We start from the raw sequence: 16,242 nt of genomic DNA on the forward strand, positions 1-16,242 counted from the left end.
TAATCATGGATATTTTTGACAAGCAAGAATCGCAAGTACGCTCTTACTGCAACAGCTTCCCGGTTGTTTTCACGAAAGCAAAAGGGTGTTGGCTAGAGACGGAATCCGGTGACAAGTACCTTGATTTTCTTGCTGGGGCGGGGTCACTCAATTACGGTCATAACAACCCGATATTTAAGCAAGCACTGCTCAATTACATCGAAGCTGATGGTATTACGCATGGACTCGACATGCATTCTGGTGCCAAGGCGGAATTCCTCAACGCGTTGCAGAGCCATGTACTAGAACCAAGAGGTCTCAACTACAAAGTTCAGTTTACCGGGCCTACAGGCACCAACGCCGTTGAAGCGGCACTTAAGTTAGCCAGAAAAGCCAAAGGGCGCAGCTCTATCGTCGCCTTCACCAATGGCTTTCATGGCTGTACATCTGGTGCCTTAGCGGCAACAGGCAATCAGCACCATCGACAAGGCGCAGGGGTGAGTTTAAACAATGTCACTCGTATACCTTTTGAAGGATATGCGGGCATTGATGGGCTGACACTATTTGAAACAATGTTAAATGACAACTCAGCTGGGGTAGATAAACCTGCGGCTGTGCTTGTTGAAACTGTACAGGGCGAAGGTGGGCTCAATGTTGCTTCAAACGCGTGGTTGCAACGCCTAAGCAAAATCTGCAAACAGAACGATGTTTTAGTGATTGTCGATGATATTCAAGCCGGATGTGGGCGTACGGGTACGTTCTTTAGCTTTGAACCTGCAGGTATTAAGCCTGATATGGTGACCTTATCTAAATCAATTGGCGGATACGGTTTACCTATGGCAATCGTGTTACTCAAGCCTGAACTCGATATTTGGAAACCTGGCGAACATAACGGTACCTTTCGTGGCAACAACCACGCTTTTGTTACTGCCACTCAAGCAATAGAAATGTACTGGGCTGACAATAAACCATTCGAACAGCACATTGCGAGTTGTTCCGCCATAGTTTCTGAAGTGATTGTCTCTATTTTAAACCGCCATCCAAGCATGTTCGTTAAACAAAAAGGGCGAGGGATGATGATCGGCATCGAGTGTTGCAACGGACAATTGGCTGGCGAGATTGCGAAAGTGTGCTTTGACAATGGCTTAATTATTGAGACCGCTGGACCAGATGACGAAGTGTTGAAGTTTTTCGCACCACTTACGATTACTGAATCTGAGTTAGAAAAAGGCTTGGACATATTTAAACAGGCCGTCGAAGTCGTTATCCAACAACAGTTTAAGAAAGCATCGTAAATAGGAAGAAAAAATGATTGTTCGCACTTTAGAAGAATGCCGCGATAGCGAGCGTAGAGTTGCCTCAGAAACTTGGGAAAGCGTTCGTATGCTACTTAAAGATGACAACATGGGGTTTTCATTTCATATCACCACCATTTTTGAGAATACAGAAACGCATATCCACTACCAAAATCATTTGGAATCCGTCTACTGCATGAGTGGTGAAGGGGAGATAGAAGTCGTCGGTGGCAAAACCTACCCTATCAAGCCGGGGACGCTCTACATCCTAGATCAGCATGATGAGCACTATCTCCGCGCCTACCAAGGGAAAGAGATGGTGATGGCTTGTGTATTTAATCCACCGATCACGGGTAAAGAAACCCATGATGAGAACGGTGTTTACCCGCTTATAGACTGATTGCCACAATGGCTAGTCACTAGGGCTAGCCTTTCTTTCACCACGACCCCTAGCAACCAAAAGGCCCTATCATGACTTATACCGTAGAGAAAATCGGCGGTACTTCAATGACAGCATTTGATGCTGTACTAGACAACATATTGATCAAAAAAAGAAATGAAGAAACTTACAACCGAGTATTTGTGGTTTCCGCTTACAGTGGAATCACTGACGCTTTGCTTGAATGCAAAAAAACCAGTAAGCCGGGTGTGTATCAGTTAGTCGCTCAGAGAGATGAGAGTTGGCAGCAGGCGCTAGATTACGTAGAACAAAGAATGTTACTCCTAAACGAGAATATCTTTGCTGATCCAATGAACCGCCTTCGTGCAGACAAGTTTATTCGCTCTCGAATTTCAGAAGCGAAAGTCTGTATCTCTAATATCATGGAAACTTGTCAATATGGTCAGTTTTCGCTGCGACACTACCTACCGCAAGTTAGAGAGTTTCTTTCCTCTATCGGTGAAGCGCATAGTGCGTATAACACTGCTCTCAAACTCAAAAACATCGGTATCAATGCAAGATTTGTTGATTTGTCAGGCTGGGACACACAGATTCCTAGCAGCTTAGATGATTGCATTCTAAAAGCGTTTGCAGATATCGATACAAGCAAAGAGTTGCCAATAGTCACCGGATACGCGTCTTGCAAAGAAGGGCTAATGTCCACTTATGATCGCGGCTATAGTGAAATGACTTTTAGTCGTATCGCTTCATTAACCAATGCTGATTTGGCGATCATTCATAAAGAGTACCACCTAAGCTCGGCTGATCCTCGCGTTGTTGGCGCTGATAAAGTTCTGCCTTTGGGAGAGACCAACTATGACGTAGCTGATCAACTTGCCAATTTGGGTATGGAAGCGATTCACCCTAATGCAGCGGCAGGCCTACGTGAAAGTGGTATTGAGTTGCAGATCAAAAACACCTTTGAACCGCAGCACTCAGGGACACTAATCTCTGGGGCTTTTCGACCAACGATGGACAAGGTCGAAATCATTGCTGGTAAAGAGAAAGTCTTTGCCTTACATCTTTTCGATCAAACTATGGTCGGTTGTGTAGACAATGTCAGCTACGACTTAATGCAAATCATCACAGACGCACGCGTGACATTGGTGGGTAAAGAGATGAATGCTAACTCAATGACACATTACCTCACCGGCAGCAGCGATGCATTGAACAAAGTGCTGTATAAAACAGAGAAGCGATTCCCTAACGCAAACATAAAAGGCCGAATGGTTGCCCTCATTTCTGCAATAGGATCTCAATTTGATACTAACCAAGCGCTGGCAAAAGGTGTGTTAGCGTTAATGGAGCAAAGTATTACTCCCATTGCCGTTCATTCATCGATGAGAAATGTGAATGTGCAGTTTGTTGTTGATGATCATGAGTATCAGCCTTCGATATGCGCACTGCATGAGGTGTTTTTTAATCAAAAAACGAGTTCATTACATAGCTTAGCAGTGTGAATGCTCGCCTCGTTCAGTCGTTGCAAGAGTATGCCACATCTATTCGCCATCACGTTATGAATCCATCCATGACCGTGTGGAGTAGGTTAGGTATGGCGGTAATCGAGCCCCGCAGAGCTTTCTGGGATCGGCTCAGAAAGTGTTTTCCGTAAACACTTCAAAAAGAGCTTCAATGTCTCACCCTCTGAATGGCGGCTGACGTTTCGCGGGGAGGGGTGATAGGGAGGATATTGACTTATTGTATCGAGTGCAGCAGAGCCGAATGAATATAGGCATTATAAATATTTATTGTTCAGTTCCGAAAATGGCACGTCTTATTTATCTTCCGTTGATAGCATCTAATTGAAAGTATTCAATATAAAAAAAAGCAAATTGGAGTATAAGTCATGTTCAAGAATATGCATGAAATGGAAGAACCACTAGTTATTTGTAATGTATGGGATGTACCAAGTGCGAAAATCGCCGAAAGTGTCGGATTTTCTGTTATTGGTACTTCTAGCGCAGCTATTGCTAAGAATCTTGGGAAGGAAGATGGAGAAAATATCCGTTTCGAAGACCTTTTGTCGATTGTTAAAGCCATTGTGAAGTCAACAGAACTGCCGTTAACCGTAGATCTAGAGTCTGGCTACGGAGAGACGCCTGAAGTCATAGCGAAGAATATGATTGAGTTAGTTAAAATTGGTGTTGTTGGAGTCAACATAGAAGATAGTGTCGTGGTAGATGGTGAAAGGAGCTTGTGTGACAGCGCTTTGTTCAGCAAAACTTTAGAAAAAGTTAGAGAATGTATTCGCGAAGCAGGTCTTGAAATTTTTATTAATGTCAGAAGTGATGCATTCCTTCTTCATGTTAAAGAACCTCTTGCAACCAGTCTCGAGAGAATTAATCAATATCAACAGGCAGGCGCTGATGGCATTTTCCTACCATGTATCAATAAAAAAGATGATATCAAATCAGTTGTCGATAGCACCTCACTGCCGATAAATGTAATGTGCCTTCCGGGATTACCTAGTTTTTCAGAACTTAAAAAACTAGGTGTAAAACGCATAAGCATGGGCAATTTTGTACATGAGGCAATGCTTACTTCTCTATCCTCTACCTTGACTTCAATTAAAAGAGAGCAATCTTTTGAGGTACTGTTTATATAGGCCCATATTTGTTTCAGCCAATTCTGGCTGAAACATTTTTGCCCCATTGTCATTCAGAGTTAAGACTCTATTTAAATAAGGAGCGAATGATGTCGATAAGTGAGACACTTTTCGGTTTAGGAAAAGTGTCTAATTTGAGAGGCGCTTCAATGAAGAGATCCTCTTAACGCAAGAGGGCGCCTTTAACGACAGTTATACCGAAAATGCGCCTTCCCACACGATGTGGCGATAACGTTCAGGATTGGTATCACCTTCAGTGCTGAATAGCAGTACAACAGACTCTTTATTGAGACCTACATTACCATTGTGATTCACGATTTCGTTTAAGGCTCCAAGAGTAATCGCACCTGATTCACCGCTGGTGATCGCTTGATCGCCAGCGAGCGGGTTACCATACATTCGCATACCTGTTGCAGAGACATTGTCCTCTACGGCGATAAAGTAGCGGCTGCAATCTCTTAAAATTGGCCATGTAACAGGGTTCGGTTCACCACAAGCTAGACCTGCCATGATAGAACTAAGGTCGCCCGTCACATTAACCATATTTCCAGCTTCGCTGGTACCAGAACGATAGATACAATCAGCGGCTTTTGGCTCTGCGATGATAGTGTCAAACTTAGTTGGACCCAGTCTATCGGCTAAGTAACCTAATACGCCACCGGCCATCGCACCAACACCAGCTTGGAGAATGACATGGCTAGGTGCGTCAAAATCAAGTTGCTTTAGTTGTTCTACCGCTTCGTCGGCCATCGTCATATAGCCTTGCGAAATCCATGTTGGGATCTCTTCATAACCGTCCCAAGCGGTGTCCTGAACTAGCATCCAACCGTTGGCTAAAGCGGTATCATTTGCCAGTCGCACGGTATCGTCGTAGTTCACTTCGGTCACGATACATTCTGCACCCAAGCCACGAATGCGATCGACACTGGCTTGTGGCGAGCCTTTTGGCATATAAACAACCGCCTGTTGCCCCATTTCACGAGCTGCCCACGCGACGCCAGTACCATGGTTGCCCGCTGTCGCGGTTGCAAAGGTCAGTGGTGATTCCAGTTTTGATGAAACGGTTTTGAGGTCGATCTCTGCGATATCGACATTAAGGTGTTTTGCTAACTGACGACCTAGAGCGTATGAGCCGCCAAGCACTTTAAAGGCGTTAAGCCCAAAGCGCTTCGATTCGTCTTTTACCAAAATGGCTTTTACACCAAGCCGGTTTGCTAATGCAGGCAATGAAACGAGTGGTGTTGGCTGGTAGCCGTCGATCTGAGAATGAAAGGCACGGGCTTGCTTGGCTTGCTCAACACTAAAGAGTTCGCTTTTTTTCCCGGAAAAGAATGAGTTTTTAGATAGATTTAGCATAGGACACACTTAATGAATAATGGTGGGAGAAGAAAAGGTCATCGAGAGGGAATGACCTTTTCGTTGCATTTTATTTGATTACGTAAGCGATCGCTTCTACTTCTACAAGCGCGTCTTTTGGCAATCTTGCCGCCTCTACGCACGAGCGTGAAGGTGCGTTTTCAGTACCAAATATGTCCGTGTACACTTCGTTGAATGCAGCAAAGTCTTCCATGTCAGATAGGAAGCAGGTTGTTTTAACCACAGTTTCCATGGAGGCGCCAGCTTCTTCCAGCACTGCTTTTAGGTTTGCAAGTGACATACGAGATTGCTCAGTAATGCCGCCTTCTACAAAAGCCATCGTCTTAGGGTCTAACGGAAGTTGACCAGATGTAAATACTAAATCTTGGAAAACAGTGCCTTGAACATAAGGGCCGATAGCTGCTGGTGCATTGTCAGTATGTACTTTCGTTTTCATTTTTAATCTCTTGCCTCTTTAGTTTCTGACGTCGGAAGTTAACTTTATCAAACTTTACTTCCGAACAGGTAACTTTAGTTAACTTTATTGACGTATGTCATTTGAGAGTGGCTTTTTTATTCAAGATAAAATTAACTCTTGGTAACTATAAAACTACTTATATTCGACTCGGTCAATAGTAAAGTTAACTATATGTCACTTTAATGAGGGTTTGTTCACGATTTTAGGTCAAAAACTCACTTTTTGGTTAACTATGCTTAACCCTGCGTTTTGAGTCACATTATTTAACTTAAATGTCAGTAAACTGCCCTCGTACCGTTCACAAATGTTAACTGTAAGACTTGATTGCTCCACCGCTAAGTCGAATAAGAACAAACAAAGAGGCTCTAATGAACAACTTCCTGAATCGTGGCTTTGACCAATCTGAATTTGAACACCGTACCCAACGCGCTCAAAAAGTCATGCATGACAAAAAGCTGGATGCAATGATTTTTACTACCGAGCCAAACGTTCGTTACTTTACTGGTTTTCATACCCAGTTCTGGCACAGCCCAACTCGCCCGTGGTTCGTTATCGTTCCAGCCGAAGGTAAGCCTATTGCCATCATTCCAGAAATTGGTGCCAGTGGTATGGCGGGGACTTGGATTGACAACATCATTACCTGGCCATCGCCTCGCCCAGAAGATGACGGCATTAGCTTGGTCGCGAGTGCTCTGAATTCATTGCCTTGTCGTCACGGCCGAGTTGGCGCGACGCTGGGTATTGAATCTCACCTACGCATGCCAGTGAACAACTACCTGCAACTGACCACGATGGTGAAGAAAGACTTTGTTGATGTGTCTCTAGAGATGCATGAGCTTCGTCAAATTAAGTCTCAAGCGGAAATTGAAAAGACACGTGAAATCTGCCGCATCACCAATGTTGGCTTTAAGAAAGTTCCGCAATACGCCAAAGCCGGTATGACGGAGCGAGAGATCTGTAAACAGTTCCGTATCGACATGTTGTTAGAAGGCGCTGATGAGTGCCCATACATTATTGCGGGCTCAGGTCCTGATGGTTACGACAGCATCATTATGGGGCCAACAGACCGCATTATTGAACCGGGTGATGTGTTGATCATCGATACCGGTGCCGTTCGCGATGGTTACTTCTCAGACTTTGACCGTAACTGGGCGTTCGGGCATGCGAGTGAGCAGACGAAAGCGGCATACCGAGCGACTTATGAAGCGACGACAAAAGGTTTTGAAGCCGCGAAGCCAGGCGCGACAACGACTGATATCTACAATGCGATGTGGAAAGTGCTAGAAGCGAATGGGGCACTGGGTAATGACGTAGGTCGTTTGGGTCATGGTTTAGGTATGGAGCTGACTGAGCGTCCATCAAACACAGCAACAGACAATACGGTCTTGAAGCCAGGCATGGTGATGACGTTAGAGCCAGGCATGGTTTACGCACCGGGTAAATCTATGGTTCACGAAGAAAACATCGTCATTACCGAAGATGGTGCACAGTGGCTATCTGAGCGTGCGGAACCTGAGCTGATCATTATCGAGTAATCCCCCCAAAGCGCTTCTCTGTCTGCCTGATATTCAGAGAAGCACCTAGACGAGAAAACATTATGGAAACCTTACAAGAGTTTAAAGATTGGGAAATTACCCTGCCGCATACACAAGCCCCTCGGGTTGATCGTGTGCATATCGGGTTAGTTCAACTGAGCACTGATCATTCGCTAGAAATGGATTGGGCAAAGTTATTGGGAACGCAGGCGGGCGTTTTTAGTTCTCGTGTTTATTACAGCAGTGAAATGACACCGGAAGCGTTGGATCAAATTGCCACGGGTATCAGTGAAGCATCGGATCTGATAGCCACGGGGTTGCCAATGGATGTGATGGCCTTTGGCTGTACCTCGGCATCCATCATTATTGGGGAAGAAAAGGTTGGACACTTGCTCACGAAAAATCGTGGAGATATTCCCGCAACGAACCCATGGACAGCCGCTCAAGCTGCGTTTCGGCACTTAGGCGCACGCAAGATCGCTGTATTTTCTCCTTATCCAACAGAGGTGAACTTCCCTCTCTACAGCCAATTGACCGCGGCTGGGTTTGAGGTGTGCATATTAGGCTCATTGGGGATCGAGAAGGATACCGACATTACCAAAATCTCCAAAGCATCCATGTTGGAGGCGTTAGAAACTATCTTGCCGGAGTCGGGCGCAGACCTTGTGTTTATGTCCTGCACCAACCTTCGCGTTCTCGATCATATCCAAGAAATTGAAGACAAGTTCAACATCCCGGTTGTTTGTAGCAACTCGGCTATGTTTTGGCATGCCATGCACCTAGTCGGTAAGAAAGCTCAATGTCTAGGTTACGGAAAATTATTAAATCTATAGGAAAGAATAATGAGTAATACAGTAAAAGGTTGGATCGCAGCCATATTTATCGGTTTGTTGTGGGGCATTCCTTGGATTGTTGGAACACCGATCTTAGAAGTTATGGATGCTCAAGTGTTAGTTTGGGTTCGTTATACCGTTGCTTTCATTACCCTGTTTGTCATTATCAAGGTCAGTAACGCGATTGGTAAGCCACAGAAAAAAGTCGACTTTAAACTTAACTGGGAAAATCGCCATGATATCTTTTGGGCTGCTTCTTGTGGGATTATTGGTCAGGGCGCATTTAGTTTCCTGTCGTTTCTGTCTTTGGACTATATCACTGCATCTGAAAATGGCGTTATACAGGGATTGATCCCAATCATCATTCTTTGCGTGGGTTTCTTGCGTCACGGTGAACGATTTACTGTATTGCAAATTGTCGCGGCGGTTGGTGCGTTTGCAGGCGTAGCGATTTTGGTGATGGATCCATCGGTTGAAGGCAGTGGATTTAATATTGGTCACTTAATCTGCTTTGGTAGTGCAGCGAGTTTCTCTACGATGGCTTATGCACGCGCTAAGCTTGCAGAGAAATATGGCTCAGTTGCGACGATGTACCATCAGTTTGTGTTTGCAGCGATTGGCTTCGGTATCTACTTGCTCTTTGTTGGCGCAGACTTCTCTTCTGCTCTAGGCATATTCTCCTCTCCATTACGTATTCTTTGCATCACTATTTTGGGTGTTGGTATTTCTGGAATCAGTTACCTGATTTACATCTATGCAATGGAAAGAGTCGGTGTCGACGGCACGGGTATGGCGCTGAACTTAATGCCATTGTCTTCGTTCGTACTTGCGGTATTCGCTCTTGGTGAAGCGGTGACGCCAATGCGGTTGCTAGCCATTGCGGTCGTTATCGGCTCCATGATGATGTTTATGAAATTTGCTCACAAAAAAGAGCCAGAAGTTGAAGCACAACTGGCCGAGAGCAACTAACCATGACAAACACTGCTAAGGGATGGATTGCGGCGATTTCAGTTGCGTTGTTGTGGGGGACCGAGGGCTCTTTAGCAACCTTGCCTCTCAGCGTCATTGATGCGAAGGTCCTGGTATGGCTGCGCTATGTGATTGCATTCGCTGTATTATTTATCGTCTTGGCAGTGTCTCTTTTCTTTGGACCGTCTCGAACCAAACCAAGGCAAGTTTTTCGGTTTAGTTGGAAAAATCGTAGAGACGTTTTGAAACTATTTTTATGTGGTGCCGTTGGGCAAGGATTATTTAGTTTTTTCTCTTTTCTTTCCCTTGATTACATTACTATTTCTGAAAATGGAGTCATTCAAGGGTTAGTCCCCATTGCCATTTTATTGATGGGCACGCTGTTTTATGGTGAGCGGTTTACCTTCACTCAGATAGGGGCTGCGCTTATTGCTCTTGTTGGGGTGGCGTTATTGGTCTTTTCTCCCTCAAGTTCGCAACAAGGATTGAGTATTGGTCATTTCATTTGCTTGTTGAGCGTGGTGAGCTTTGCTTCGGTGACTCACCTGCGGGCACAACTGGCTCATCAGTACGGTGGGGCCCAGACCATGTTTTATCAATTCGGTTTTGCTGCTCTGGGGTTCTTCTTTTACCTACTCTTCGACGGTGTCAATTTCAGCAATATCCAATTACTACTCCATTCCTCTGGTGCATTGCGATGCGTCCTTGTATTAGGGACTTGTGTATCAGGGCTGGGTTATCTGGTGTACATCTATGGGATTGAGCGGGTAGGCGTTGATGGAAGTAGCATGGCTTTAAACTTAATTCCAATGTCGGCTTTTTTAATTGGGACCTTTGTGTTTGGTGAGCAGCTAACTGTGCTTCGAGTCGTCGCTATGGGGCTCATCATCGGAGGTATGGTCATCTTTGTCCGGCCGACACCCAATAAACAACAGGTGGTTATTAGCGTGAATAATTAAAAAGGAGCCTCACTGAATGTGAGGCTCCTTTTTATCGAGCAGAAAGCCTTTACTAAGCTTTGAACTCACGAATGTACTTATAGATTGCATGGCGGGTAATACCTAAGCGTTCAGATGTGAGCCCTGTAGCTTCTTTTAGTTCGAAAATACCGTTATCAAATAGGATCTTAGTGATCGTCTTGTTTTTGCTTTTTAAATTAATCGAAGCGTCATTTTTTACTTCTTCAATGGCATGTTCCAGCGCTTGCTCAATAACATCAGTAGCCGAAGAGCTAAAGTTTTCATGTACTCCAACATGAGGGAGTGAAACATCAGGCATTAGAGTTTTGATAATTTCGGGGAAAGGATGTGACAAGTTCATATTGATACAGAACAGCCCAATGGGTTTTCTATTTTCCCCGGCAAGCACGCATGTTGTTGACTTTAAGAGTGAGCCATCTTTACCGTTAGTAAAGTAGCTTTTTGGGGTGACTTCTCCTGTCTTTTCGAATGCGCTAAGCATACGTAATCCCATATCTGTGATTGGCGATCCTACTTCACGACCCGTGTGATGCCCGTTGACAATTTTCACCACAGACTTTTCAAAGCTTTCAAACGAGTGAATGACGACTTCGCAGTGCGGACCGATAAAGTCTGCAATGGTTTCCGCTAGTCGAAAATTGGACTCAAGATATTGTCGATCAACCTCAGTGAATTCGACGTTAAAAGACTTATAAGCTGATGCGTTCATTATAGACCACTACTGTTAACTTTAACTTGAGAGTTATTGTCCCTTGATGTTGACTTGAAATCAACCTACACACTCGCTAAATGTAACCGAATTCATTGTGCTTTAAACTGTAACGTGCTTATTGGTTCACTAAAGGGAACTAAAGTTGACGAAAATCAAATTTAAAAGCGATATTTAACCCAAATAGTAAACAATAGTTAACCCTATGGTGTGGGTCACATTATTTAACTGAAATATCAGTAAACTGCCCTCGTACCGTTCACAAATATTAACTATAAGACTTAATTGCTCCACCGCTAAGTCGAATAAGAACAAACAAAGAGGCTCTAATGAACAACTTCCTGAATCGTGGCTTTTACCAATCTGAATTTGAACACCGTACCCAACGCGCTCAAAAAGTCATGCATGACAAAAAGCTGGATGCAATGATTTTTACTACCGAGCCAAACGTTCGTTACTTTACTGGTTTTCATACCCAGTTCTGGCACAGCCCAACTCGCCCGTGGTTCGTTATCGTTCCAGCCGAAGGTAAGCCTATTGCCATCATTCCAGAAATTGGTGCCAGTGGTATGGCGGGGACTTGGATTGACAACATCATTACCTGGCCATCGCCTCGCCCAGAAGATGACGGCATTAGCTTGGTTGCAAGTGCTCTAAACTCATTGCCTTGCCGTCACGGCCGAGTGGGCGCGACGCTGGGTATCGAGTCTCACCTACGTATGCCAGTGAACAACTACCTGCAACTGACCACGATGGTGAAGAAAGATTTTGTTGATGTGTCTCTAGAGATGCATGAGCTTCGTCAAATTAAGTCTCAAGCGGAAATTGAGAAAACTCGAGAAATCTGTCGCATCACCAATGTTGGCTTTAAGAAAGTTCCGCAATACGCCAAAGCAGGTATGACGGAGCGTGAGATCTGTAAACAGTTCCGTATCGACATGTTGTTAGAAGGCGCGGATGAGTGCCCATACATTATTGCGGGCTCAGGTCCTGATGGTTACGACAGCATCATTATGGGTCCAACAGACCGCATTATTGAACCGGGCGATGTGTTGATCATTGATACCGGTGCCGTTCGCGATGGTTACTTCTCAGACTTTGACCGTAACTGGGCGTTCGGACATGCGAGTGAGCAGACAAAAGCGGCATACCGAGCAACTTATGAAGCAACGACAAAAGGTTTTGAAGCCGCGAAGCCAGGTGCGACAACGACGGATATCTACAACGCGATGTGGAAAGTGCTAGAAGCGAATGGGGCACTGGGTAATGACGTAGGTCGTCTGGGTCATGGTTTAGGCATGGAGCTGACTGAGCGCCCATCAAACACCGCAACAGACAATACGGTGTTGAAGCCAGGCATGGTGATGACGCTAGAGCCAGGCATGGTTTACGCACCGGGTAAATCTATGGTTCACGAAGAAAACATCGTCATTACCGAAGATGGCGCGGAGTGGCTATCTGAGCGTGCGGAACCTGAACTGATCATCATCGACTAAATACCCAATTATAACGACAAGCCAACGCACGGGGCTCGTGACGTTGGCGATAACGTGAAACGAAAAGGACTCAAAATGAACACAACAAATAAAGACACATTTTTAGGGTGGGTTGCTGCGATAGCGGTAGCGTGCATTTGGGGCGTGACTGGCGTGGTTTCTAAGCCTCTATCCATGGCGGTCGATCCAATGACTTTGGTATTTTTCCGATATGTCACAGCGGTTATCGGCTTATCTATTATTTTCTTTTTTACGTCGCGCAGTAAGAGCTTAAGTGTGGACTTGGGGTCGTCACTGAAAATTGACAAAAAAGATATCGGTCGAATTGCACTATGCGGCATTGTAGGGCAAGGGGTGTTTTCACTGTTTAACTTTCTGTCATTGGCTCACATTGGTGCGACAGAGAACGGTGTTATTCAGGGTATGCAGCCATTCGCTACCGTCTTCTTTGGCATGATGTTCATGAACTTCCGCATGAACAAAGTTCAGTGGGGTGCATTCATCGCATCGGCAGTCTGTATTTACGCGATGAGCGTGGGGCCGACGAATACGATTGAAGGTGGAACGCCGTTACTAGGCTATGCATATGTTACTTGTTCGATGCTTGCGCTTGCTTGGACAGCTCACCTTCGTGCGAGCCTAGCAGACAAATATGGCTCAGTGGTTTCTATGCTGTACCAATATATTTCAGTAGCGGTGATGGGCATCTTCGTAGTATTTGCTATGGGTCTAGATCTGTCTCAAATTTACATCATCTTCTCTAGCCCATTACTGATTGCTCTATTGATTTTCCTTGGTACGGGCATTTCAGGGGGTAGCTACCTTATCCAGCTTTACTCTTTCAAACGCATTGGTGTTGAAAAATCCACTATGGCTCTGAACCTAATGCCTCTTGTTGGCTACCTTGTCGCGGTACTTACACTGGGTGAACAAATGGCGATGGGCAAAACCATTATCGTTTCGTTAATTGTTGTTGCACTTTACGTCTTCACAAAATACGAGACAAAAGAAGAGCCGAAAGCAGAACAAAACCTTAAAGCACAAGAAGCTTAAACCGAATTATAACTATTAATATGGGAAGCTATCTGGTTAGGTAGCTTCTTCTTTGGAGAAAGATATGACCGTAGAAAAATCCGCAATTGAATGGCGTAGACACCTTCACCAATACCCAGAATTTGGCACAGAAGAGTTCAAAACGTCCGAGTTTGTAGCGAACAAATTGGAAGAGTTTGGGCTTGAAGTTCACCGTGGGATCGGTGGCACAGGTGTGGTGGGTATTCTCCGTCAAGGTACCGGTGAGCGCAGTATTGGTCTTAGAGCCGATATGGATGCTTTAAGAATTAAAGAAGAGAACACGTTTTGTCATGCGTCAAAACATGAAGGTGCCATGCACGCTTGTGGACATGATGGCCACACAGCCATGTTGCTAGGCGCGGCATGTGAATTGGCTCAAAGCCGAAATTTTGATGGTACCGTGTACTTCATTTTCCAACCGGATGAGGAACGTGGTACTGGCGCGAAAGCGATGATTGCTGATGGTCTGTTTACTCGTTGGAATATGGATGCGATATATGCGATGCATAATTTGCCTGGTATCCCTGCTGGTCAGTTTGTGACTCGCCCAAGCTCGGTGATGGCGAGTGAAAGCAGCTTCGAGATCACAATCAACGCAACGGGTGGTCACGCAGCGCTGCCGCACATGGGGACGGATCCTATCGTGGTGGGGGCGCAAGTGGTGACTGCTTTGCAGACCATTGTTTCCCGTAATTTAAGCGCCATTAACGAGACTGCTGTTATCTCCGTGACGAACTTCGAGACCAATGGCACCGTGAATGTGATTCCATCACAAGTAACGATCACCGGCGATACGCGAAGCTTTACCGATGAAGCATTGCACAAGATCGAGAAGGGAATTGAGCGCGTCGTCGCTGGCCAATGCATGTCAGCGGGCGTTGATTACCAATATCACTTTAACAATAGTTTTCTTTCCACAATTAATACGGCAGAAGAAACGCAACACGCGATTGCGGCAGCAGAAGCAGTCGTGGGGTCGGACAATGTTATTGGCAACTGCGAACCATTTACGATCAGTGAAGACTTTTCGTTCATGTTGCGTGAGGTAAAAGGGTGTTACATCCTAGTCGGTAACGGTGTTGGCGAGTGCGGTGGAACTGCGCTACATAACCCAAACTACGACTTCAATGACGATATTTTGGGTACGGGGATGCGTTATTGGCAAACGTTGGTAGAACAGCAATTAGTTAAGTAATCACTGCTGGGGAGGAAAGGCATCGACAAAACCTCTGATATGTCGGTGCCCCAATGTTTGTGAGTTTCGTTAGTTCCGGAGCTGCCTTCGTGAACATATATACGTAAGCATTGTTGTTGAACTAACTATGGTTCCAGTGGATTTGAGCTGTGTTATCAAACATTACCGATTTACCATATTTTTAGTAATTCACTGCTAGTTAATCTTCAAACTCACGCAAATGATTTCTGTCCCAAAATTAGTTAGATCAAGTACTCTACAAAGTTTAGGTGTGCGTATTTTCCCTACCATATCTAATCCGATTTTAAGATTTGCTTAAGAAGCAATGATATGGATAAAGTTCGCTTTTAGGTACTCCAAGAACAGCGATAACCGATAAGGCACATGCTTACGTGTCGGATACATTCCGTAGATATTGACGATTGGAAATTCTGCAACGTTTTCTATTTTGATTAAGTCGCCACTCTTCACGTGTGAGTTTACAAAGATGCTGGGTACCATGGAAATGCCCATACCATCTAGGGTCGCTTGAAGCAGAGTGTTGGTATCTGAAATGACAGCAACCCACGGCTGTCGATGCGAAACGCTTTTACCGTCAACGGTTAGCATCCAGTAGTCACCATCTCTTGAGCTTCCCATATGTAGGCAGTCATGGTTTTTTAGATCGATGTAATCAGAAGGCATACTATGCGCATCGATGTAGACTGGAGCCGCATACAAGCCAAACTCTGACTCTCCAAGCTTGGTTGCGATGTAAGATGAATCTTGCAATTCGAATGCGAATCGGATACTGAGATCGATCTCTTCTTCAATCAGATTTGATTTACTGTTAGATAACGCGAGATCAAAGCGAATCCCCGAATATTTTGTTCGAAACTCTTTAATAGCTTTCATTAGAAATGGGCCCATTGCATCAGGTGCGGATAGGCGAATAAGACCTTCAGGGTTATTCTGATGGGCGGTTGTTAGTGAGTCTTCCAATTGCTCTATCTGGCTCAATACAGTTTGCGCACCTTCATAGTAAGCTTTTCCGCCTGGGGTAAGGTGCATGCTGCGTGTGGTGCGATTTAAAAGGACAAACCCTAAAGATTCTTCCATCGCGGCAATGTGCCTGCCGACAATCGCAGGAGTAATACCTAACGCTTTAGCCGCTTTAGAAAAGCTGCCTCTATCGACAACCGTACAAAACAACTGCATATTCCGATACTTGTCCATTTGATACCTATAGTATTAAGTAAAGTTACTTTTGGTTGTATTGTTCTATTTACTAATCTTAATTATCTTTAATTTCATCTTCAA

At 44.9% G+C, this 16,242-nt stretch carries 16 protein-coding genes; 12 read left to right on the forward strand and 4 right to left on the reverse strand.

The window, feature by feature from the left end; genetic code table 11:
• The first annotated feature begins 5 nt into the window (after positions 1-5).
• The 5 genes from ectB (at position 6) to IX91_RS15425 (ending at position 4,318) form a co-directional block, all read left to right on the forward strand.
• Positions 6-1,274 carry a diaminobutyrate--2-oxoglutarate transaminase gene (ectB, locus tag IX91_RS15410; protein ID WP_004746391.1) on the forward strand — a complete coding sequence of 423 codons (1,269 nt, stop codon included), beginning with the start codon at positions 6-8 and terminating at the stop codon, positions 1,272-1,274.
• Positions 1,275-1,287: 13 nt separating this feature from the next.
• A complete protein-coding gene (locus tag IX91_RS15415) occupies positions 1,288-1,674 on the forward strand; it encodes an ectoine synthase (RefSeq protein ID WP_004746393.1) in 387 nt (128 codons plus the stop codon).
• 71 nt (positions 1,675-1,745) lie between these two features.
• Positions 1,746-3,173: an aspartate kinase gene (locus IX91_RS15420; protein WP_004746396.1), complete on the forward strand. Its 1,428-nt coding sequence runs from the start codon at positions 1,746-1,748 to the stop codon at positions 3,171-3,173.
• Positions 3,174-3,299: 126 nt separating this feature from the next.
• On the forward strand, positions 3,300-3,392 hold the full coding sequence (locus IX91_RS25890; RefSeq protein ID WP_081469106.1) for an AraC family transcriptional regulator: 93 nt from the start codon (positions 3,300-3,302) through the stop codon (positions 3,390-3,392).
• 167 nt (positions 3,393-3,559) lie between these two features.
• Complete coding sequence (locus tag IX91_RS15425; RefSeq protein ID WP_004746397.1) at positions 3,560-4,318, forward strand: isocitrate lyase/PEP mutase family protein; 759 nt, start codon at positions 3,560-3,562, stop codon at positions 4,316-4,318.
• Positions 4,319-4,510: 192 nt separating this feature from the next.
• Here the strand turns inward: IX91_RS15425 and dpaL are convergent, their stop codons facing one another.
• Positions 4,511-5,674, reverse strand: a complete 1,164-nt coding sequence (gene dpaL / locus IX91_RS15430) for a diaminopropionate ammonia-lyase (RefSeq protein ID WP_004746399.1) — start codon at positions 5,672-5,674, stop codon at positions 4,511-4,513.
• Positions 5,675-5,744: 70 nt separating this feature from the next.
• Positions 5,745-6,131, reverse strand: coding sequence for a RidA family protein (locus IX91_RS15435; protein ID WP_004746400.1), 387 nt, complete (start codon positions 6,129-6,131; stop codon positions 5,745-5,747).
• 389 nt (positions 6,132-6,520) lie between these two features.
• On the opposite strand from IX91_RS15435, the gene IX91_RS15440 reads away from it, so the two are divergent.
• From IX91_RS15440 to IX91_RS15455, 4 genes are all read left to right on the forward strand, one after another.
• A complete protein-coding gene (locus tag IX91_RS15440; protein ID WP_004746402.1) occupies positions 6,521-7,687 on the forward strand; it encodes a M24 family metallopeptidase in 1,167 nt (388 codons plus the stop codon).
• Positions 7,688-7,749: 62 nt separating this feature from the next.
• Entirely contained in the window at positions 7,750-8,520 is a 771-nt protein-coding gene (locus tag IX91_RS15445) for a maleate cis-trans isomerase family protein (protein ID WP_004746404.1), read from the forward strand.
• Positions 8,521-8,529: 9 nt separating this feature from the next.
• Positions 8,530-9,489 (forward strand): DMT family transporter, encoded by a 960-nt coding sequence (locus IX91_RS15450; RefSeq protein WP_004746407.1) that lies wholly within the window; start codon positions 8,530-8,532, stop codon positions 9,487-9,489.
• A gap of 2 nt (positions 9,490-9,491) precedes the next feature.
• On the forward strand, positions 9,492-10,448 hold the full coding sequence (locus tag IX91_RS15455; protein ID WP_004746409.1) for a DMT family transporter: 957 nt from the start codon (positions 9,492-9,494) through the stop codon (positions 10,446-10,448).
• A 52-nt stretch (positions 10,449-10,500) separates the two neighbouring features.
• On the opposite strand, the gene IX91_RS15460 is transcribed toward IX91_RS15455, so the two are convergent.
• On the reverse strand, positions 10,501-11,178 hold the full coding sequence (locus IX91_RS15460) for a helix-turn-helix transcriptional regulator (RefSeq protein WP_004746410.1): 678 nt from the start codon (positions 11,176-11,178) through the stop codon (positions 10,501-10,503).
• Positions 11,179-11,507: 329 nt separating this feature from the next.
• Between IX91_RS15460 and IX91_RS15465 the strand changes: the two genes are divergently transcribed.
• From IX91_RS15465 to IX91_RS15475, 3 genes are all read left to right on the forward strand, one after another.
• Positions 11,508-12,674 (forward strand): M24 family metallopeptidase, encoded by a 1,167-nt coding sequence (locus IX91_RS15465; RefSeq protein WP_004746411.1) that lies wholly within the window; start codon positions 11,508-11,510, stop codon positions 12,672-12,674.
• A gap of 75 nt (positions 12,675-12,749) precedes the next feature.
• The gene (locus tag IX91_RS15470; RefSeq protein WP_004746413.1) at positions 12,750-13,727 is read left to right on the forward strand and encodes a DMT family transporter; all 978 of its coding nucleotides are present in this window, start codon (positions 12,750-12,752) and stop codon (positions 13,725-13,727) included.
• Between the two features lie 64 nt (positions 13,728-13,791).
• Positions 13,792-14,943 carry a M20 aminoacylase family protein gene (locus IX91_RS15475; protein ID WP_004746414.1) on the forward strand — a complete coding sequence of 384 codons (1,152 nt, stop codon included), beginning with the start codon at positions 13,792-13,794 and terminating at the stop codon, positions 14,941-14,943.
• 315 nt (positions 14,944-15,258) lie between these two features.
• Here the strand turns inward: IX91_RS15475 and IX91_RS15480 are convergent, their stop codons facing one another.
• A complete protein-coding gene (locus IX91_RS15480; RefSeq protein ID WP_038197682.1) occupies positions 15,259-16,158 on the reverse strand; it encodes a LysR family transcriptional regulator in 900 nt (299 codons plus the stop codon).
• Between the last annotated feature and the right edge of the window lie 84 nt (positions 16,159-16,242).

Origin of the sequence: Vibrio tubiashii ATCC 19109 (genome assembly GCF_000772105.1) — a bacterium.
GTDB classification, from domain to species: domain Bacteria; phylum Pseudomonadota; class Gammaproteobacteria; order Enterobacterales; family Vibrionaceae; genus Vibrio; species Vibrio tubiashii.

What these genes read in the sequence shown, in the direction of transcription:
- ectB (WP_004746391.1), top strand. Translation starts at nt 6, where the DNA reads ATGGATATTTTTGACAAGCAAGAATCGCAAGTACGCTCTTACTGCAAC.
- IX91_RS15415 (WP_004746393.1), top strand. Translation starts at nt 1,288, where the DNA reads ATGATTGTTCGCACTTTAGAAGAATGCCGCGATAGCGAGCGTAGAGTT.
- IX91_RS15420 (WP_004746396.1), top strand. Translation starts at nt 1,746, where the DNA reads ATGACTTATACCGTAGAGAAAATCGGCGGTACTTCAATGACAGCATTT.
- IX91_RS15425 (WP_004746397.1), top strand. Translation starts at nt 3,560, where the DNA reads ATGTTCAAGAATATGCATGAAATGGAAGAACCACTAGTTATTTGTAAT.
- dpaL (WP_004746399.1), bottom strand. Translation starts at nt 5,674, where the DNA reads ATGCTAAATCTATCTAAAAACTCATTCTTTTCCGGGAAAAAAAGCGAA.
- IX91_RS15435 (WP_004746400.1), bottom strand. Translation starts at nt 6,131, where the DNA reads ATGAAAACGAAAGTACATACTGACAATGCACCAGCAGCTATCGGCCCT.
- IX91_RS15440 (WP_004746402.1), top strand. Translation starts at nt 6,521, where the DNA reads ATGAACAACTTCCTGAATCGTGGCTTTGACCAATCTGAATTTGAACAC.
- IX91_RS15445 (WP_004746404.1), top strand. Translation starts at nt 7,750, where the DNA reads ATGGAAACCTTACAAGAGTTTAAAGATTGGGAAATTACCCTGCCGCAT.
- IX91_RS15450 (WP_004746407.1), top strand. Translation starts at nt 8,530, where the DNA reads ATGAGTAATACAGTAAAAGGTTGGATCGCAGCCATATTTATCGGTTTG.
- IX91_RS15455 (WP_004746409.1), top strand. Translation starts at nt 9,492, where the DNA reads ATGACAAACACTGCTAAGGGATGGATTGCGGCGATTTCAGTTGCGTTG.
- IX91_RS15460 (WP_004746410.1), bottom strand. Translation starts at nt 11,178, where the DNA reads ATGAACGCATCAGCTTATAAGTCTTTTAACGTCGAATTCACTGAGGTT.
- IX91_RS15465 (WP_004746411.1), top strand. Translation starts at nt 11,508, where the DNA reads ATGAACAACTTCCTGAATCGTGGCTTTTACCAATCTGAATTTGAACAC.
- IX91_RS15470 (WP_004746413.1), top strand. Translation starts at nt 12,750, where the DNA reads ATGAACACAACAAATAAAGACACATTTTTAGGGTGGGTTGCTGCGATA.
- IX91_RS15475 (WP_004746414.1), top strand. Translation starts at nt 13,792, where the DNA reads ATGACCGTAGAAAAATCCGCAATTGAATGGCGTAGACACCTTCACCAA.
- IX91_RS15480 (WP_038197682.1), bottom strand. Translation starts at nt 16,158, where the DNA reads ATGGACAAGTATCGGAATATGCAGTTGTTTTGTACGGTTGTCGATAGA.